Annotated in this window: 14 protein-coding genes, 1 tRNA gene and 1 pseudogene; 5 read left to right on the forward strand and 11 right to left on the reverse strand. The window is 60.5% G+C overall.

What is annotated here, in order from left to right; all coding sequences use genetic code 11:
- Positions 1-11: 11 nt before the first annotated feature.
- From ACMGF5_RS25830 to ACMGF5_RS25840, 3 genes and pseudogenes are all read right to left on the reverse strand, one after another.
- Positions 12-698, reverse strand: coding sequence for a GntR family transcriptional regulator (locus ACMGF5_RS25830; RefSeq protein WP_264312418.1), 687 nt, complete (start codon positions 696-698; stop codon positions 12-14).
- Positions 699-762: 64 nt separating this feature from the next.
- Positions 763-1,650, reverse strand: a complete 888-nt coding sequence (locus tag ACMGF5_RS25835) for a methyl-accepting chemotaxis protein (protein ID WP_414157883.1) — start codon at positions 1,648-1,650, stop codon at positions 763-765.
- A pseudogene (locus ACMGF5_RS25840) lies at positions 1,636-2,706 on the reverse strand (HAMP domain-containing protein); the annotation flags it as partial. The gene ACMGF5_RS25835 and the pseudogene ACMGF5_RS25840, both read right to left, overlap by 15 nt.
- Positions 2,707-2,900: 194 nt before the next feature.
- On the opposite strand from ACMGF5_RS25840, the gene ACMGF5_RS25845 reads away from it, so the two are divergent.
- From ACMGF5_RS25845 to ACMGF5_RS25865, 5 genes are all read left to right on the forward strand, one after another.
- Positions 2,901-3,320 carry a GlcG/HbpS family heme-binding protein gene (locus ACMGF5_RS25845; protein ID WP_264312416.1) on the forward strand — a complete coding sequence of 140 codons (420 nt, stop codon included), beginning with the start codon at positions 2,901-2,903 and terminating at the stop codon, positions 3,318-3,320.
- 167 nt (positions 3,321-3,487) lie between these two features.
- Positions 3,488-5,083, forward strand: a complete 1,596-nt coding sequence (locus tag ACMGF5_RS25850) for a DUF1302 domain-containing protein (RefSeq protein WP_414157884.1) — start codon at positions 3,488-3,490, stop codon at positions 5,081-5,083.
- 26 nt (positions 5,084-5,109) lie between these two features.
- A complete protein-coding gene (locus tag ACMGF5_RS25855) occupies positions 5,110-6,462 on the forward strand; it encodes a DUF1329 domain-containing protein (protein WP_414157469.1) in 1,353 nt (450 codons plus the stop codon).
- 65 nt (positions 6,463-6,527) lie between these two features.
- Complete coding sequence (locus tag ACMGF5_RS25860; protein ID WP_414157470.1) at positions 6,528-7,640, forward strand: WD40/YVTN/BNR-like repeat-containing protein; 1,113 nt, start codon at positions 6,528-6,530, stop codon at positions 7,638-7,640.
- On the forward strand, positions 7,630-10,032 hold the full coding sequence (locus tag ACMGF5_RS25865) for an efflux RND transporter permease subunit (protein WP_414157471.1): 2,403 nt from the start codon (positions 7,630-7,632) through the stop codon (positions 10,030-10,032). Before ACMGF5_RS25860 ends, ACMGF5_RS25865 begins: the two co-directional genes overlap by 11 nt.
- A 577-nt stretch (positions 10,033-10,609) precedes the next feature.
- Here the strand turns inward: ACMGF5_RS25865 and ACMGF5_RS25870 are convergent.
- The 8 genes from ACMGF5_RS25870 to ACMGF5_RS25905 form a co-directional block, all read right to left on the reverse strand.
- On the reverse strand, positions 10,610-12,403 hold the full coding sequence (locus ACMGF5_RS25870) for a tyrosine-type recombinase/integrase (protein ID WP_414157472.1): 1,794 nt from the start codon (positions 12,401-12,403) through the stop codon (positions 10,610-10,612).
- A 220-nt stretch (positions 12,404-12,623) separates the two neighbouring features.
- A tRNA-Gly gene (locus tag ACMGF5_RS25875) sits at positions 12,624-12,699 on the reverse strand.
- A gap of 63 nt (positions 12,700-12,762) precedes the next feature.
- On the reverse strand, positions 12,763-13,323 hold the full coding sequence (pgsA, locus tag ACMGF5_RS25880) for a CDP-diacylglycerol--glycerol-3-phosphate 3-phosphatidyltransferase (RefSeq protein ID WP_046785681.1): 561 nt from the start codon (positions 13,321-13,323) through the stop codon (positions 12,763-12,765).
- A 32-nt stretch (positions 13,324-13,355) separates the two neighbouring features.
- Positions 13,356-15,179: an excinuclease ABC subunit UvrC gene (uvrC, locus tag ACMGF5_RS25885; RefSeq protein WP_115274360.1), complete on the reverse strand. Its 1,824-nt coding sequence runs from the start codon at positions 15,177-15,179 to the stop codon at positions 13,356-13,358.
- A gap of 5 nt (positions 15,180-15,184) precedes the next feature.
- A complete protein-coding gene (gene uvrY / locus ACMGF5_RS25890) occupies positions 15,185-15,823 on the reverse strand; it encodes a UvrY/SirA/GacA family response regulator transcription factor (protein ID WP_012315215.1) in 639 nt (212 codons plus the stop codon).
- 63 nt (positions 15,824-15,886) lie between these two features.
- A complete protein-coding gene (locus ACMGF5_RS25895; protein WP_237858902.1) occupies positions 15,887-16,276 on the reverse strand; it encodes a helix-turn-helix domain-containing protein in 390 nt (129 codons plus the stop codon).
- 153 nt (positions 16,277-16,429) lie between these two features.
- On the reverse strand, positions 16,430-16,861 hold the full coding sequence (locus ACMGF5_RS25900) for a GNAT family N-acetyltransferase (RefSeq protein WP_237858904.1): 432 nt from the start codon (positions 16,859-16,861) through the stop codon (positions 16,430-16,432).
- 79 nt (positions 16,862-16,940) lie between these two features.
- On the reverse strand, positions 16,941-17,441 hold the full coding sequence (locus ACMGF5_RS25905) for a PaaI family thioesterase (RefSeq protein ID WP_237858906.1): 501 nt from the start codon (positions 17,439-17,441) through the stop codon (positions 16,941-16,943).
- Positions 17,442-17,540 lie beyond the last annotated feature (99 nt).

Genomic DNA, 17,540 nt, shown 5'->3' on the forward strand with positions numbered 1-17,540 from the left:
CTGACAGCTTGTCACTGCAGCGTGGAGTGCTGCCCCAGCACCGCATCGGTAACCCGCGCCAGGGTCTCACCGATATGACGCCCCAACAGATTGAGCGCCTTTTCACTTTCACGGGCCAACACCGCGTCCATCAACTGCTTATGCTCGTCGTTCTTGTGACGCTCGACGGTGCGACGCTGGGCCGAGAAACGACGATAACGCTCGGCACGATCGAACAGCGAGTCGATGGTGCGCAACAATAACGAGGACCGGCACGCAGAGAACAAGGCAAAGTGAAACGCCTTGTGCCGCTCGGACCAATCGTCATTCAGCGCCACTGGCAGGCTGCCCAACTTCTTCTCGACCAGGCACAGGCGATGATAAGCCCCCAGCACATCAGCCTCCCAGGCATCGTCGCCGTGAGCGATGGCGTCAGCCAACGCCTCGCGCTCCAGCAGGCTGCGCAAGTGAGTGATTTCCTCGAAATCCTTGACCGTCAATTCAGCGACCCGAAAACCTTTGTTCTCGTTGGCATCGACGATGCCCTCCTGGGCCAGACGGTTGAGCGCCTCACGAATCGGTGAGCTGCTCAGGCCATAGGCCTTGGACAGCTCGGCCACCTTGAGTTTTTCACCAGGTGCCAGTTCGCAACAGATGATCGACTTTTTCATCTGCTGGAGTGCGATCTCGATCAATGATCCGCTGTGATTGCTAAGCATGTGTAAGGTCCAATGAATGTTGCACTATTCAGGATTTTATGCGCAAAAATATCTTTGTGCAATTTCAGTCTGTCCGCTGATCGAGCCTGAAGTACCCGAGAATACTGCGCATCTCTTCGCCGAGGCGTTGCATGTCACGGCTGGCGGCAGCCATCTGGTCGTTGCTGATTTCATTCTGTTGCGCCGTTTCGCGCACATTCAGCATGCTCCTGCCAACCACTTGGGCAATTTGGCATTGCTCCTCGGTCGCAGCAGCGATCTGCTGGTTTAGCCCGTGCATGATCGCCAGCTGCTGCGCAACCTGTGCCAGTGCAGTACTGGCATCTGCCGACAACTGCTGAGCGAACACGGCCTGGTCTCGGGCATCCGCGATTCCGATGACCGCATCCTGCGTCTGGCATTGCAAAGACTCGGTCAGCGTACCGATTTGCGCAGCCGCCTCCTGGGTACGGTTGGCCAGGTGTCGCACTTCGTCAGCCACCACCGAGAAACCACGCCCTTGCTCTCCCGCCCGCGCCGCTTCGATGGCTGCATTCAGCGCCAGCAGGTTGGTCTGTGCGGCCAGGGTATGGATCACTTCGAGTACCGTACCAATACGCAGGCTTTCGGCTTCCAGACGCTGCATGGCCTGGGTCGCACTGTCCATCTTCACCGTCAGTTGTCGGGTTTGGACGGCGACCGCTTGGACATCCCGCTCCCCGGTTTCGTAGCCGCTGCGGGCCGCCTGCGCCGACTGCAAGGTGCTTTGGGTGTGCAGGACAACCCGCTCTAGGCTGGCATTCACCTGTTGCATCGCCTCTGCTGTCCCCCCGGCCTCAAGCGACTGCACGCGGGCCGACTGGCTAGCCTGTTCACTCACCTGCAGCAAGCAGTCGCTGGCCTGGCTCAATTGCTGACTACCAGCATCAATGCGCGAGAGGATGCCATGCAGGCTACGCGACATATCCTGCATGGCCTGTAGCACCTGCCCAAGCTCGTCCCCTCGGCGTACATCGACGCTTCGCCCCAGGGTGCCGGCGGCGACATCGGTAGCCACCGCAGCGGTGTAGCGCAGCGGCGCAACGATGCTTCGGCGGATCAGCACTGCCGCGCCCGCGCCCAACAGCAACGCCAACACCGTCATCGCGGCTAGGCCAACGTACGCTTCCCGCTGCAATTGATGCTGCCCCGCCACCAAATGCGTCTGCCGGGCCTCGAACGCACTCAGCATCTGCCCAGCAATATCATCCATGCGCTGTTCACCGAGACGGCTTTGCTCGGCCAGCAAGCGGAACTCGTCGAATGCCTGACGATAGTCCGAAAGCGACACCAACGCTGCCTCGAGGGTTTCCTTCTGCACACCGCCAGCACCAGCCGCCACAGCCTGAGTGGACGATTGCAGGTCGTTCATCTGCAATTTCCACTGGTCATGGCGTGCCTCTCCCGGGGCGGCGACATAGGCCCATTCGCTCCCACGCACGGCCATCAATTTGCGCATCAACGCCATCGCGCTATCAGCCATGTTGACCAATTCCAGGCTGGCCTGGCCGCCCGCCAATTCCTGCCCCAGCGCCTCCAGCAAGTCTTGCTGCACCGCTTCGAAGCCGACCCGTGCGTCCTCGGCACGCGTCGCCATCACCCCCTGGGCGGCGGCCGCACGTTGCCGAGCGATGCTGAAGGCACGGAACTGCGAGGTGTAGTCCCGGCTTGGCTGAAGCACATCAGCGTCATCCACCAATTCACGCGACAAAGCCTGGGTCACATCCTGCATTCCCTGCTCCACGTTGGCCGTGGCCGTACTGTCGGGGTTAGTGCGATAGGTCTTTTCCGCAACTCGGGATAGCAGCACAGCGACGTGCAAATCACTCACGCCGATCAAGCGCGCCTCGCCCTCCAATACCGTGCGCAAGGTCAAAGTCGCCGTGCCGGCTAGGACAACGGTGAGGCCGCAGAGCAGGCTGAATCCCGTGACCAGCAGGGCGTTGATGGAAAGAGGACGACGTGGAGTGGAAGGTTGAGTCGCTCGCATTGGGGGATTCTCGGCAGATGGTACGGATGCCGCGCATCGTGGGCATCGGCAGGGGCGTGCTTTTTTCTTGACTTTAAAAAAGTACAGATTTAATTTTTGTGCACAAAGTGTTTTTTGAGGCAGAATAAAATGAATCACGCACAAAACAAAAAATCAATCCTTGTTCGCCCCGCCAGTCTCCAGGAGTGACGCCCATGCCCGTCAAAGCCGTACTGGATCGCCATCAAGCGGAAACGCTGCTGGACGCTGCCGAGCAGGAAGCACAACGCAATGACTGGGCGGTGTCGATCGCCGTGGTGGATGACGGTGGGCACCTGCTCGCCTTCCGACGTCTGCAAGGCGCTTCAGCCTCTTCGACGCAGCTCGCAATAGACAAGGCCCGCTGCTCAGCCCTGACTCGCCGCCCTACACGCTTCTTCGCCGAAATGATCAACGCCGGCCATCTGGGCGTGAACACCCTGCTCGGCATCGTCGCGATGGCCGGCGGGGTGCCGGTGGTCATTGAGGGCGATGTGGTAGGCGCGATCGCCGCCAGCGGTGTGAAAGCCGAGTTCGATGCCCAGATCGCCAATGCCGGCATCGCCAGCCTAGCGACAGCGCCTGGAACCGTTTAACCCCCCCTCACTTGCCCTCAGGAGTATCACCTGATCACTGCTGCCTAGCGCCGCCACTGCCGTAAATCGATTCGCGCCAACAACAATAAAAAGCAGAAGAGGTTTCCATGAAAATGCCGCATTGCCGCCCCGGCCGCCCGGTGCGCCTCAACCGTTTGACCGGTTCCATGGGCGCCGCCCTGGCCTTGTGCAGTTCGTTCAATGCCTCGGCGTTCCAGTTCGAGACAGGTATTCCCGAACTCACCACCCGTTGGGACAACACCCTCAAGTACAGCAATGCCTTCCGGCTCAACGGTCGTGACGACAATGTCGCGGCCGGGCCAGGAACGTCAGTGCCCAATCCCAACGTCGACGATGGTGACCGCAACTTCAGCAGCGGCCTCATCTCCAACCGCATCGATTTGCTATCGGAACTGGACATTCGTTACAAGGACGTGGGCGCTCGTCTGAGCGGCGCGGCCTGGTACGACTCGGTGTACAACGACAGCAATGACAACGACTCCGCCGCCACGGCGAACGCGCTGTCGGTGCGTAACGACCACTTCACCGATGACACCCGGAAGCTGCACGGGCGCAAAGGCGAATTACTCGATGCATTCGTGTACGGCGCCCGCGATATCGGCAACACGCGCCTCTCGGGACGATTGGGCCAGTTCACCCAGATCTATGGCGAGAGCCTGTTCTTCGGCGCCAACGGCATTGCCAATGCACAGTCCACGGTAGACCTGGTCAAACTGCAGTCGGTGCCTGGCTCGCAATTCAAGGAAATTCTGCTGCCGACAAAACAGGTTTCGGGCAACTGGCAACTCACCGATACCATCAGTGTTGGCGCCTACTACCAGTTCGAGTGGAACAAGACTCGCCTGCCGGGCTCGGGTAGCTACTTCAGTGCCGGTGACTTCGTCGGCGACGGTGCCGAGAGCGTGTACTTCCCCACCGGCCGCCTGACCCGCGGGGCCAGCATCAACGCCAAGGACTCGGGGCAGTTCGGCGCACAGTTCAAGTTCAGCCTCGACGACTGGGAATTTGGCCTGTATGCGGCCAAGTACCACGAGAAGACCCCGATCTTCTACTTCCGCCCTGCCGCACTGATACCGGGCAACGACGACAGCTACGTCAACGTCTACGCCGAAGACGTGAAAGTGTTCGGCGCAAGCTTCAGCACCCTGGTGGGCGAGGCCAACGTGGCTGGTGAAGTGTCGATGCGGGTCGATACCCCGCTCGCCCCCACTGGCGGCGTGGTAATTGCCGGCATGGGCGCCGACAACGACAGCCATGCGGCCTATCCGGTGGGCAACTCGCTGCACGCGCAGGTGTCGATGATCAACGTCTTCGGCGGCAACGCGCTGTGGGATGGCGCCTCCCTGGCCGGTGAGCTGGCGTTCAATCGCCGCTTGAGCATCAAGAAAAACGCCGACCAACTCGACCCCAACACCACCCGCGATGCCTATTCGCTGCGCTTCACCTTCGAACCGCAGTACTTCCAGGTGCTTCCGGGGGTGGATGTGCAACTGCCGATCACCGTCGGTTACACGCCCTATGGCCGCTCTTCGGTCACCCCGCTGGCATTCGCACCTGAACATGGCGGCGACATCACCCTGGCGCTGAAAGCCGACTACCAGAAGACCTGGTACGCCTCGCTCAGCTACACCAATTTCTTCGGTGATGGCGGCCCGATCATCGACCAGAACAATGCCTACACCTTCAAGCAGACCCTCAAGGACCGAGACTTCGTCGCCTTCTCGATCCAGCGTACGTTCTGATAGCCGCCTTGTACCGGAGACTTACCATGAAACAGCATGCCCCCCTCTTGTCCCTACTGACTGTACTCAGCCTGGCCTGCGGTCATGCCATCGCGGCCGTCAGCGCCGATCAGGCCAACACTCTCAAGACCACACTGACCCCGATGGGCGCGCAGAAAGCCGGCAACGCCGACGGCAGTATCCCAGCCTGGACCGGTGGCCTGACCAAGGACGTGCCTGGCGCCAAATTCGGTGACGTGCCGGCCGACCCATTCCCGGGCGAGAAGCCCGTGCTGCAGATTACCGCCCAAAATGCCGCGCAATACGCCGACAAGCTCAGCGAAGGTACCCGTGCCCTTCTGCAGCAGTACCCCGACACCTTCCGGGTCGATGTCTACCCGACTCATCGCACGGCGGCCGCGCCTGATTGGACCTACGCCAATACCCTAAAGAACGCCACCGACTGTCAACTGATCGAGAATGGCTTATCGGTCAAAGGTTGCTATGGCGGCGTCCCCTTCCCAATCCCGGCCAACGGCAACGAGGTGATCTGGAACTTCCTGCTGCGCACCGAGGCCGAGTCGATCCAGCACGGCTACCGCAATATGATCGGTAATGCCGATGGCAGCCGTACCCTGGCCAGCCGCGGGGTGGAGAACTGGCAGTACCCGTACTACTACAAGGACGGCAATGCACAGAGCTGGCCCGGGCAATACGTACTGCTGCGTTTCCTCACCACCGAACCGCCGTTCAAGGCCGGCGAGTCACTGGTCACCCATGACAGCATCGACGCCGCCAGCCCGCGCGAGGCCTGGCAGTACCTGGTAGGACAACGGCGGGTACGGCGCGCGCCGACTGTGGGCTATGACACCCCAGACTTCGTCGCCTCCGGGGCCAACTACTTCGATGAAGTGCATGGTTTCATCGGCCATCCCGACCGCTACCAGTGGAAGCTAATCGGCAAGAAAGAAATGTACATCCCCTACAACCTCAACGCTTTCCACGCAGCCAAGCCGGACGAGGTTTACACCGAGAAGACCCTCAATTCGGACAAGATGCGCTGGGAGCTGCACCGGGTCTGGGAAGTTGAAGCAACAGTGGCGCCGGGCAAGCGCCATGCAGTGCCTAAGCGGCGCTTCTACATCGACGAAGATAGTTGGACGGTGTCGCTGGTCGATGGCTATGACGCCCAAGGCAAGCTCTGGCGCGTCACCCAGGCACTGCCGTTTGTGGTCCCGGCGATCCCGGCGGTGGTGGTCAAGCCAGTGGTCATCTACAACCTGCAAGCGAAAACCTACAGCATGGTTCAGGGACTTAACGGCGAGACCTACCAGGTCATCGCGCGCAAGCCTGAGAACTTCTTCACCGGCAATGCCGTGGCCGCAGGCTCCGTGCGCTGAGCCTGGCCCCCGCGTTAACCGAGGCGGGCCCCGGCCCGCCTCTACCGTCGATTGTCGAGGTTCAGATGGCTATTACAAAAACGCTCCATGCGCTATGCCTGCGCTTGCCCCTGGCGGCCTCCATGCTGGGCACCCTCCCCGCCACTGCGGCAGCGCTGGACGCCCCGCTGTACCAACGCCCGGCGCTGCACAGCGAACTGGCCGCCCGCTCGCTGATGCTGGATGTCACCCGCGCCGGCCGCGACCTGGTGGCCGTAGGAGAGCGCGGTTTCATCCTGCGCTCACAGGACAATGGCCAAAACTGGCAACAAGTACCTTCGCCGGTCAGCGTCACCCTGACCCAGGTGACCTTCCCTACGCCGTCGCAAGGCTGGGCAGTAGGCCATGCTGGAATCATCCTACATAGCGACGATGCCGGTCGCAGCTGGACCACGCAACTCGACGGCAGCCAGGCCGCGCAACTGGCGCTGGATGCAGCAACCGCGGCATACGCCGAGCACCACGACACCGAGCACCAGCAACGCCTCGAAGAAGCTCGCCAACTCGTGGACGACGGGCCCGACAAGCCCTTGCTGGCCGTGCACTTCTTCGATGCCCAGCGCGGCCTGGCAGTCGGCGCCTACGGGCTGGCATTGGCCACCACTGACGGGGGCAGGCACTGGCGCTCGGTCAGCCAGCAGCTCGACAACCCATCGGCCCTGCACCTCTACGACATCCTCGACCTCGACGGCACGCTGTTCATTGCCGCAGAGCAAGGCCTGCTGTTGCGCTCAACCGACCAGGGCGAGCACTTCAGCGCGGTGCAAATCCCCACTTCCGGCACACTGTTTGGCCTGCTCGCCAGTGAGGACAACTCACTTCTGGTGTTTGGTCTGCGCGGCAAGATTCTGCGCTCCGACGATCGCGGCAACAGCTGGCAGGCCGTCGACAACGACCAACCAATCACCCTCACCGCAGGCGCGCGAGGAAGCGATGGAACATTGCTGCTAGTCGATGAAACCGGCCGCGTGCTCAGCAGCCAGGACCAGGGCCGGCATTTTCGCGCTAGCGGGAGCAACGCCAGCTCACTCACCAGCCTGAGCGAAACCGCAGATGGCCGCTTCATGTTGAGTGGCGTGCGCGGGCTTACCCCTTTCTCCCTGCAAGATGGACAACGGAGCAGTGCCCGTGAACAGTAAAGTGACCGCGCCGCACAACGACGCTCTTATCGACCTCAAGACCTTCGACAAGCAGTCCGGCAGCCTGGTCGAGCGCTTGCTGTTCAATCACCGCGGCCTGGTTGTCGCATTGTGCCTCCTGGCCAGCGCTTTGCTGGCCTGGCAGGCGACCGGCCTGCGCCTAAGCGCGGCCTTCGAGAAGATGATTCCGGTTGGGCATCCGTACATCGAGAACTACTTCAAATATCGCGGCCAGCTCGGCGAAGGTGGCAATACCCTGCGCATCGCACTAAGCAGCAAGAATGGAACCATCTACGATGCCGACTACCTGGATACCCTCAGGCGTCTCAACGACGAACTGTTCCTGCTCGAAGGGGTCGACCGTCCCTACATGAAGTCGCTGTGGACCCCTGCCACCCGCTGGATCGGCGTCACCGAAGAAGGTTTCGACGGTGGTCCGGTCATTCCCGACGACTACGACGGCTCCGGTACAAGCATCGAAGAGGTGCGCCAGAACGTCGAGCGCTCTGGCGAAATCGGGCGGCTGGTCGCAGCCAACATGCGCTCCAGTGTGATTCTGCTGCCCTTGCAAGACACCAGCGGCGAAGGTGCCACGCCACTGGATTACCATGCGCTGTCACAACGCCTAGAACAGTTGCGTCAGCAATACGAAGGCGACAAGTATCAGATCGTCATCACCGGCTTCGCCAAGGTCGTGGGTGACCTGATGGACGGCCTGTTGCTGATGCAAGCGTTCTTCGCCGCCACCCTGGTGATTTGCGCCCTGGTGCTATTCTGGTACACCCGCTGTCTGCGCAGCACCCTGCTGGTGCTGTCCTGCTCGGTGATCGCGGTCGTCTGGCTCCTGGGGTTGCTGCCGACTTTGGGCTATGCACTGGACCCGTATTCGATCCTGGTGCCCTTCCTGGTGTTCGCCATCGGCCTGAGCCATGGTGCGCAGAAGATGAACGGCATCATGCAGGACATCGGCCGCGGCGCCGACAAACTGGTCGCCGCCCGCTTCACCTTCCGCCGCCTGTTCCTTACCGGCCTGATGGCGCTGATGGCCGATGCCGTCGGTTTCGCGGTACTGATGATCATCAATATTCCGGTTATTCAGGACTTGGCCGTGACCGCCACGATAGGCGTCATGGTGCTGATTCTGACTAACCTGGTGCTGCTGCCGATCCTGCTGTCATTCACTGGTGTGAGCCAAGCAGCCGCCAAGCGCGAGGCCGAAGCCGAACAACTGGCCCTGAGCGACAAGCAGCACCGCCGCCACCCGCTGTGGTCGTTCCTGGACCGCTTCACCGAGTTGAAGTGGGCGCGCTGGGCCATCGGGATCGCCGCTTTGCTGGGCACTGCGGGTTTTGCTATCAGCCTGCATGTCAAGGTGGGCGACCTCAGCCCGGGTGCACCGGAGTTGCGCGCCGACTCACGCTACAATCGTGACAATGCCTTTATGGTCGGCAACTACGCCGCCAGCAGCGACAAGTACGTGGTCATGGTAAAAACACCGCCGTTCTATTGCGCCAACTACGAGACCCTGGTCAGCGTGGACGCATTAGAGGCACGCTTGCTGCAGTTGCCCGGCGTAGTATCCACCACCTCTCTCGCGGCCCTGAGCAAACAGGCGGCCGCCGGTATGAACGAGGGTAGCCTGCGCTGGTACGAGATTCCCAAGAACCAGGGGCTGTTAAACGCGATCATCACCCGTGCCCCGCGCGAACTGTTCAACCAGAACTGCGACCTGCTGACCATCAATGTTTTTCTCAGTGACCACAAGGCCGACACGCTGACGCGGGTGGCACAGACCGTCGACCAGTTTGCCGCGCAATACAATACCCCGCAGCTTCAGTTCATGTCGGCGGCCGGCAATGCTGGCATCGAAGCCGCGACCAATATCGTGGTCAAGCGCGCCAACCTGCAGATGCTGCTGATGGTCTATGCCGCAGTGATCGTGCTGTGTTTCATCACCTTCCGCTCCTGGCGCGCCGTAGTGTGCACAGTGCTGCCACTGATGCTCACCTCGGTATTGTGCGAGGCGCTGATGGTGGGCCTGAACATCGGACTCAAGGTTGCCACGCTGCCGGTCATTGCCTTGGGAGTGGGCATCGGCGTGGATTATTCCTTGTACGTGCTGAGTATCACCCTGGCCAATCTGCGCAAGGGTGACAACCTCTCCAACGCCTACTATGCCGCTCTGTTGTCCACTGGCAAGGTGGTGGTGCTGACCGGCGTTACGCTAGGGGTGGCGGTGGCGACTTGGGTGCTGTCACCGATCAAGTTCCAGGCGGACATGGGTATCCTGCTGGCCTTTATGTTCGTGTGGAATATGCTCGGCGCACTCATTCTTACTCCGGCACTGGCGCGGATTTTCTTCAAACCCACTCCGCAAACTGTCTCGGTGTGAGCACTCGACACAATTACTTCCATGGCGCCTTTCTGGGCGCCATATTACTCTCGATTATCCTCCAATGAGCGGTTGCCGATATTGAGGCTAGTAAAGACAGTAGAGATACGCACTGCTCTGACGGCGAGTTTATCGCAGAATTGGCACCCTAGCGAAACGGAGTAACTAAAAAGCATTGCAAGCTCTTCCGAGATGAAGAAATCACCGGGATGGCCCCATAGGTGTTCATACTATATTACAAAGACGAAAAACCTTAAAACTCAAAATATTAATGCAGCTAAAGTGTAGCCATCCATATTAAAGCGTGGGCAAACAGAAACCGTATTTTCCGAAAAACAAGGCCAGACAACTTATACAATCAATTGACGAAAAGCATCAGAAACCTCCTCGAAAAGATAGGTACTTTTTCGAGCAGGGCAGAAGTAGGAGTGTTTTCTGAGATCCAGAATTTCCGATGCCCATAACAAGTCCAGTCACGGTTAGGTGACTGGACTCATTGAATTTGTTTGGTCGGGAGGAAGGGATTCGAAAATTCGCGCCCTTGCTCACTAGCAGGAGAGAGTGGGCAACAGACAAGCTATGCTGATCGTCGCCCTCGCGTCAATGAGGACAAGATTCTCTCAAAATTTTCCGCCTGCACAACATCTACTGGGGCACGCCCTCTCAGCCTATCGTGAGGTTCACTAAGCAGACCGTAGACCTCCCAAGATTCCAGCTGAGGCAAAGACTTGAAGATGGCGAGAACCAGTTTGTGCTTCAGCGGGTCCAGCTGCCAGTCAGGAATACGCTGACCTCGATTACCCAAGCTAAGCGACAGCAGGCGCCGCGCCTTGATATCACGGTTAATTTGATCCCGCGATTTCCCTGCTAGCCGTGCAAAAGTCAGGAGAGGTAAATTGGTCGCGGCTTCGTAGATTTCAAGCATCTCTGCACGCTCTCTTTGGATATCAGAAACCTGCCGAACAGCAGACACCTCCGATGCGCCGAATCGATCTGCTAACGCCTTGTTGCCTTCAACGGCTAGTGAATGCATGCCGCTGCGTACGGGAGCGAGAGGTAAATTCTGCAGCCCAAGCGACAACTGCGATACCCCTTCCAACTGAATAGTTAACGGCGAGCACGCCGCCTTGGCGTGTCCCTGCACCCAGAGATCTAACCGATTGGCCCAGTCCTGCATCATCGTACGCCGTTGCTCGACGTACTCTGCATGGTTGTACGCCGAACTCACCTTGTCCGGATCAGCATGTGAAAGCTGCGCGTCGATCCAGATTTTCGGATAGCCGATCTCGTTGAGCGCCGTTGAGATCGTCGCCCTCACTCCGTGTCCCGTGAGCCGATCAGCAAAGCCCATACGTCGCAAGGCACTGTTCAGCGTGTGCTCGCTGATGCGTTTGCTCAGATCGCTTCGATGGGTGAGTAGATGCCGTTGTGCCGGTACTACCTGATCGAGCAACACCCGCACGACCTCGGCCGCCTGGATAGACAGCGGAACGATGTAGGGCGGCACCTTGGCGGTTTGCCGACGCGTTTTGCGCATCTTGAGCTGGAGCTGCTTGACCACTTCCGGCGGAATGATCCAGAGGCGGCGCTCCAGATCGAACTGATCGGGCGTCGCCAGGCGTAATTCACCGGTACGGACTCCGGTCAGCAACAGCAAGCGAATACCGAGCTGCGTCTGCTGCGAGCCGCGGAACGCACGCAGTTTGCCCAGCAAGTGCGGAAGCTCCTCCATGCGCAGATACGGATTGTGCTCCACCGGCGGCTTGGGCACCGCCACCACATCCAGATCTGCGGCAGGATTGTGCTCAAGGCCCGCTATGCGTACCAGTGCGTAGCGGAACAACTGATTGAGCCAGGTCCGGCACTTTTCCGCAGTCGTGAAGGCCTTCCGGCATTCGATACGACTGAGCAGGTCCATGAGTACATGCCGATTGATTTCATGGATCGACTGCTCGCCGATGTAGGGCTGAATGTCTTTGGCAAAAATGCGCAGGATCTGCGACAGCGTGCTTTGTCGCCCTTCTTTGAGACTCAGCCGGCGAAAGGCAATCCACTGCTCGAACACCGCATCGAAGGTTTGATCATTGGCAAGGCGCACAGCTACACGCTGTTGCTTGCGCTGTTCACTGGGATTGGTGCCCCGAGCAATTAGCGCTCGCGCTTCGTCACGCCGCGTCCGCGCGTCACGCAGCCCCACTTGAGGGTAACTGCCGAAGGACATGCGCTTCTGCTTGCCTTCCCAATAGAAGCGAAAATGCCAGAGCTTTGCGCCCTGGGCCGTGACGTGAAGTATCAGACCATCATTGTCAGCAAGCGTGTAGTCCTTGCCGGTGACTCGGGCATGCCGAATCGCCATTTCCGAAAGAGCCATGGTGACCTCCTGAACCTGCCGGAAGCCAAATGCTCATCTCGTCACCGATCCTGCTCCATCGATAAACCGAATTGGGGTCTATCCCATTCTGGCCTCAAATCTGGCCTTAAAATGCGCGGCTACCCCGGTTTTCGGTGGTTTTCGCTGGAACGAAAAAAGGGCCTTTCGGCCCTTTTTTCAACGACTTACAGACTTCCATGGAACTCTGTAGGTCTATAACTGGAGCGGGAAACGAGACTCGAACTCGCGACCCCGACCTTGGCAAGGTCGTGCTCTACCAACTGAGCTATTCCCGCGTCGTGATGGGTGCCATTCTAGCGATATCTAAAACGGCGTCAACCCCTTGATTCAAAAAAGTTTTATTTTTGTTCCGAACCTTCACGCAGGTGCGGCCAGGCGGCCAACAGGTAATGGGCCATGGACCACAGCGTCAGCGCAGCGGCAACCAGCAGCAACCCGTAGCCCAGAATCACCCAGAAGGTCACCAGCGGCGGGTTGGCCAGCAAGATGATCAGCGCCAGCATTTGCGCTGCGGTTTTCCACTTGCCGAGGTTGGACACCGCCACATGCGCCCGCGCCCCCAGTTCAGCCATCCACTCGCGCAGGGCCGAAACGACGATTTCGCGGCCGATGATCACGGCGGCCGGCAGGGTCAGCCAGAAGTTGGCGTGCACCTGCACCAGCAGCACCAGGGCTACGGCGACCATCAGCTTGTCGGCCACAGGGTCGAGGAACGCGCCGAACGGCGTGCTCTGCTGCAGGCGACGGGCCAGGTAGCCGTCCAGCCAGTCGGTGGCGGCGGCGATGGCGAACACCGTGCTGGCGGCCATATAGCTCCAGTGATAGGGCATATAGAACAGCAAGATGAAGATCGGAATGAGCAGGACGCGTAGAACGGTGAGCAGGTTTGGAATATTCATCGGTACGACTGGCTGCGGGTTGAGCCCGCATTCTACTCGCTATGCAGGCTGGCATAAATCGACTCGGCAAGCTTTTTACTGATGCCGGGGGCTTTGGCGATTTCATCGATACTGGCGCGGTTGAGCTCCTGCAGGCCGCCGAAATGTTTCAGCAGGTCGCGGCGGCGCTTGGGCCCTACCCCGGCAACGTCTTCCAGGCTGGACACACGGCGGGCCTTGCCGCGGCGGGCGCGGTGGCCAGTGATGGCAAAACGGTGAGCTTCGTCGCGGATCTGCTGGATCAGGTGCAGCGCCGGGTTGTCGCCCTTGAGGGTGAACTCGTGCGCCACGTCATTGAGGTAAAGGGTCTCGAAACCGGCCTTGCGGGTCACGCCCTTGGCCACACCGAGCAGGGTCAGGTCGGTGAAGGCCAGCTCCTGCATCACTTCGCGGGCCATGTTCAGCTGGCCCTTGCCGCCGTCCACCAGCAGCACGTCAGGCAATTTGCCCTCGCCGTCCTTGATACGCCCGTAGCGGCGCGTCAGAGCCTGGTGCATAGCGGCGTAGTCGTCGCCGGCGGTCACGCCTTCGATATTGAAGCGACGGTAATCGGACTTGAGCGGGCCTTCGGGGCCGAATACCACGCAACTGGCTACCGTCGCCTCGCCGCTGGAGTGGCTGATGTCGTAGCACTCCAGGCGCTGGGGCACTTCGTCCAGGCCCAGCACCTCGGCCAGGGCCTCGAACCGCGAAGCCATGTGCTGGCGGTTGGCCAGGCGGGCATTGAGCGCCTGTTCGGCGTTGGTCACCGCCAGTTGCTGCCAACGGGCACGGGTGCCACGCACGCGGTGGCTGATGGTCAGCTCGCGGCCGCGCAGGGTTTGCAGTGCCTCGCTGATGGCAGCGAAGTCCTCGTGCACCACGTTGACGATCAACTCACCCGGCAATTCGCGCTCGGCATTGCCCAGGTAGTACTGGGACAGGAAAGCGGCCATCACTTCGGCCACCTCTTCTTCAATACCGACCTGCGGGAAGAAGTTCTTGCTGCCCAGCACCCGCCCACCGCGCACGCTGATCAGGTGCACGCAGGCGCCACCGGGGTTGACGAAGGCGGCGACCACATCCACATCACCAGACCCGCCTTCCATGTATTGCTGGTCCTGGACCCGGCGCAGCAAGGCGATCTGGTCGCGCAGCTCGGCTGCCTTCTCGAAGTTCAAGGCCATCGCGGCCTTTTCCATCTCGGCATTGAGCTCATTGCCCAGTTGCTGGCTGCGGCCCTCGAGGAACATCACCGAATGGCGCACGTCCTCGGCATATTCCTCTGCGTCGACCAGCCCCACACACGGCCCCTTGCAGCGCTTGATCTGGTACTGCAGGCATGGGCGGGTACGGTTGGCGTAGTAGCTGTCCTCGCATTGGCGTACCGAGAAGGCTTTTTGCAGCAGGCTGAGGCTTTCGCGGATGGCCCCGGCGCTGGGGTATGGCCCAAAGTAGCGCCCCTTGGCTTTTTTCGCGCCACGGTGAATGCCCAGCCGTGGGAATTGGCCGTCGGACAAAAACACATACGGGTAGGATTTATCGTCGCGCAGCAGAATGTTGTACGGCGGCCGCCACTGCTTGATGAGGTTCTGCTCGAGCAGCAGCGCCTCGGTCTCATTGGCGGTGATGGTGGTTTCGACCTGGGCGATGCGCCCTACCAGCGCAGCGGTCTTGGGCGCCAGGCCGGTCTTGCGGAAATAGCTGGCCAAACGCTTCTTGAGGTTCTTGGCCTTGCCCACATAGAGCAGCCGAGTCTCGCTATCGAACATCCGGTAGACGCCCGGGCGAGCGCTACAGGTCGCCAGGAACGCGCTGGCATCAAAGACTTGGGACATGAGGTTCAGAGGCTTGCGTCGACCATACCGTGGCGAACGGCCAGCAAGGTCAGTTCGACGTCGCTGGTGACCGAGAGTTTTTCAAAGATACGATACCGGTAAGTATTGACGGTCTTGGGCGACAGGCACAACTTGTCCGAGATGAGCTGAACCTTCTGGCAACCGACGATCATAAGGGCGATCTGGATTTCCCGCTCCGACAGGGCGTCGAACGGCGAACCTTGCGGCTGGAACGACTTGAGCGCCAGTTGCTGGGCAATCTGCGGGCTGATGTAACGCTGCCCGGCAAACGCCAGGCGGATCGCCTGGACCATCTCGTCCAGCCCCGCGCCCTTGGTCAGGTAGCCGGCTGCCCCGGCTTGCATCAGGCGCGTGGGGAACGGGTCTTCTTCACACACGGTCACGGCCACCACCTTGGTGTCAGGGTGGCTGCGCAACAATTTGCGGGTAGCCTCAAGGCCACCGATACCAGGCATCTTGACGTCCATCAGCACGACATCCGGCTTGAGCTCCCGGACCAGCTTGAGCGCCGACTCGCCCGAATCCGCCTCCCCCACTACCTGCAAGCCGTCGATATCGGCCAGCATGCGTGTAATACCGGTTCGCACCAGATCGTGGTCGTCGACCACTAGGACCCTAATCAAGCAGACACCTCGTCAACAGGGCGATTGGATCCCGCCACCTTAACAAAATTTTTCAAACCGGGCCTAGCGTAAAACTTCCTTCGGAAATGTCCTACGCTCACGCCACTGTGGCCGCATCGCATCACTGCGGCCTGCATCGCCCATCAGGCGCTCAAGCAAATGCGCAAACGCCGCTTTGTCGTCGGCCGCCAGGCGCCTGAACGCAGCCACTAAACCGGTTTCATCCGCCGTCAGGCATTCCAGCGGCGCCGGGGTGCGCACACCGCTGAGCACATAGAGCGCGTCGACTCCTCTGGCCGTCAGGGCAGCCAGGTAATCGACCCTCGGTGTGCGCTCGCCACTTTCATATTTGCCCTGGGCATTGGGCTCGACGCCGCCGATATCACCAAACACCCGCTGGGTCATCCCCAGCCGTTCACGCTCTTCCCTAAGACGCGTACCGAGCCCATTCATACTGATGCTTCTCCTGCTTCCCTAGCCATCGTCGGATACTGCTCACAACCCTGTGGGCTCTTGCAGACTGCTCGGTCACTATGCCCATCGCACGCCGGGGTCGCAAGCCAGTATTGAGCCAGCACCTAGGGCCGCAAGCTCGATCAGCAAAGATCAGGCGACCACCTTCTGCATACGCACATAACACTCATCCTCGCCCATTTCGACAAACCCCTGGCGCCGGTACAGCCGCCGCGCCGGGTTGCTCTTGAACACCATCAAGCGCAGCAACGGCAGCCTCTGCTGCGCCGCCTTGGCAGCCAGCGCTTGCAGCACCCAACTGCCAATCCCTTGCCCGCGATGCTCAGGCAGCAGGTGCAGCTCGCGAATGAACAATGCCTGACGGTCCTTGCTGAGGCTGCAGAAGCCCAGCACGCGGTCCCCGTCTACGACCAGCCACTGCTCCCGCCAATCCCAGGCCTGATCGAACGCTTCTTCGATCCACAATAGATCGAACTCCCGGTAGTACGCCAGCATGGCCCGACGCGTGAGGTCACGGGCGAAGGTACGGTGGGCGTCGGTGGCAGGTATCAGCTCAATGGGCATCACACACCGTCCAGGTGCACAACCAACGGTGACCGGGCAGCTCGCGCTTGCAGCGGATCATGGGGCTCTCCTGCCGTTGTCAGCTCACCTGGCCATGGGCCTTGAGCTTGAGCTTGTCGGTATCCACACGGACGAACACCGAATCGGCGCAGACGGTCAGCACATCCCCCGCCCAGACCTCGCAGACTACCCGTGTCTTGCGCCCGACTTCACCTTCCACACGCGCCTTGAGCAGCAGCTCGACACCCATGGGTGTGGGCTTGAGGTAGTTCAGGCCCAGGCTGCCGGTGACACAGTCGATACGCGGCAGGCTGCCGGGGGTACGCCCTTCGGCCCGGTAGTGGTAAGCCATGGCAGCCCAGTTGGAGTGGCAATCGACCAGCATCGCCAGCAGGCCGCCGTAGACGAGCCCCGGCCAGCCGGTGAAGGTGGTGTCGGGCGTGTGACGGCACAGCAGATGGGTACCGTCGGCGTCCCAATGGCTCTGCACATGCAGGCCGCTGGGGTGGGCAACGCCGCAGCCGTAGCAAATGCCGTCGGGTGCGGCCAGTGCCTGCAGGGAGAGAGCTTGTTCGGTCATACGCTTCCTGTGCTTTTTGGAATGGGAAGGGATGCAAGCTGCATGGTAGCGCCGCGTTGGGCATGGGCCAATGAAAATGCGGGGCGCAAAGCGCCCCGC

It is taken from the genome of Pseudomonas sp. BNK-15, assembly GCF_047456105.1.
Taxonomy (GTDB): domain Bacteria; phylum Pseudomonadota; class Gammaproteobacteria; order Pseudomonadales; family Pseudomonadaceae; genus Aquipseudomonas; species Aquipseudomonas putida_E.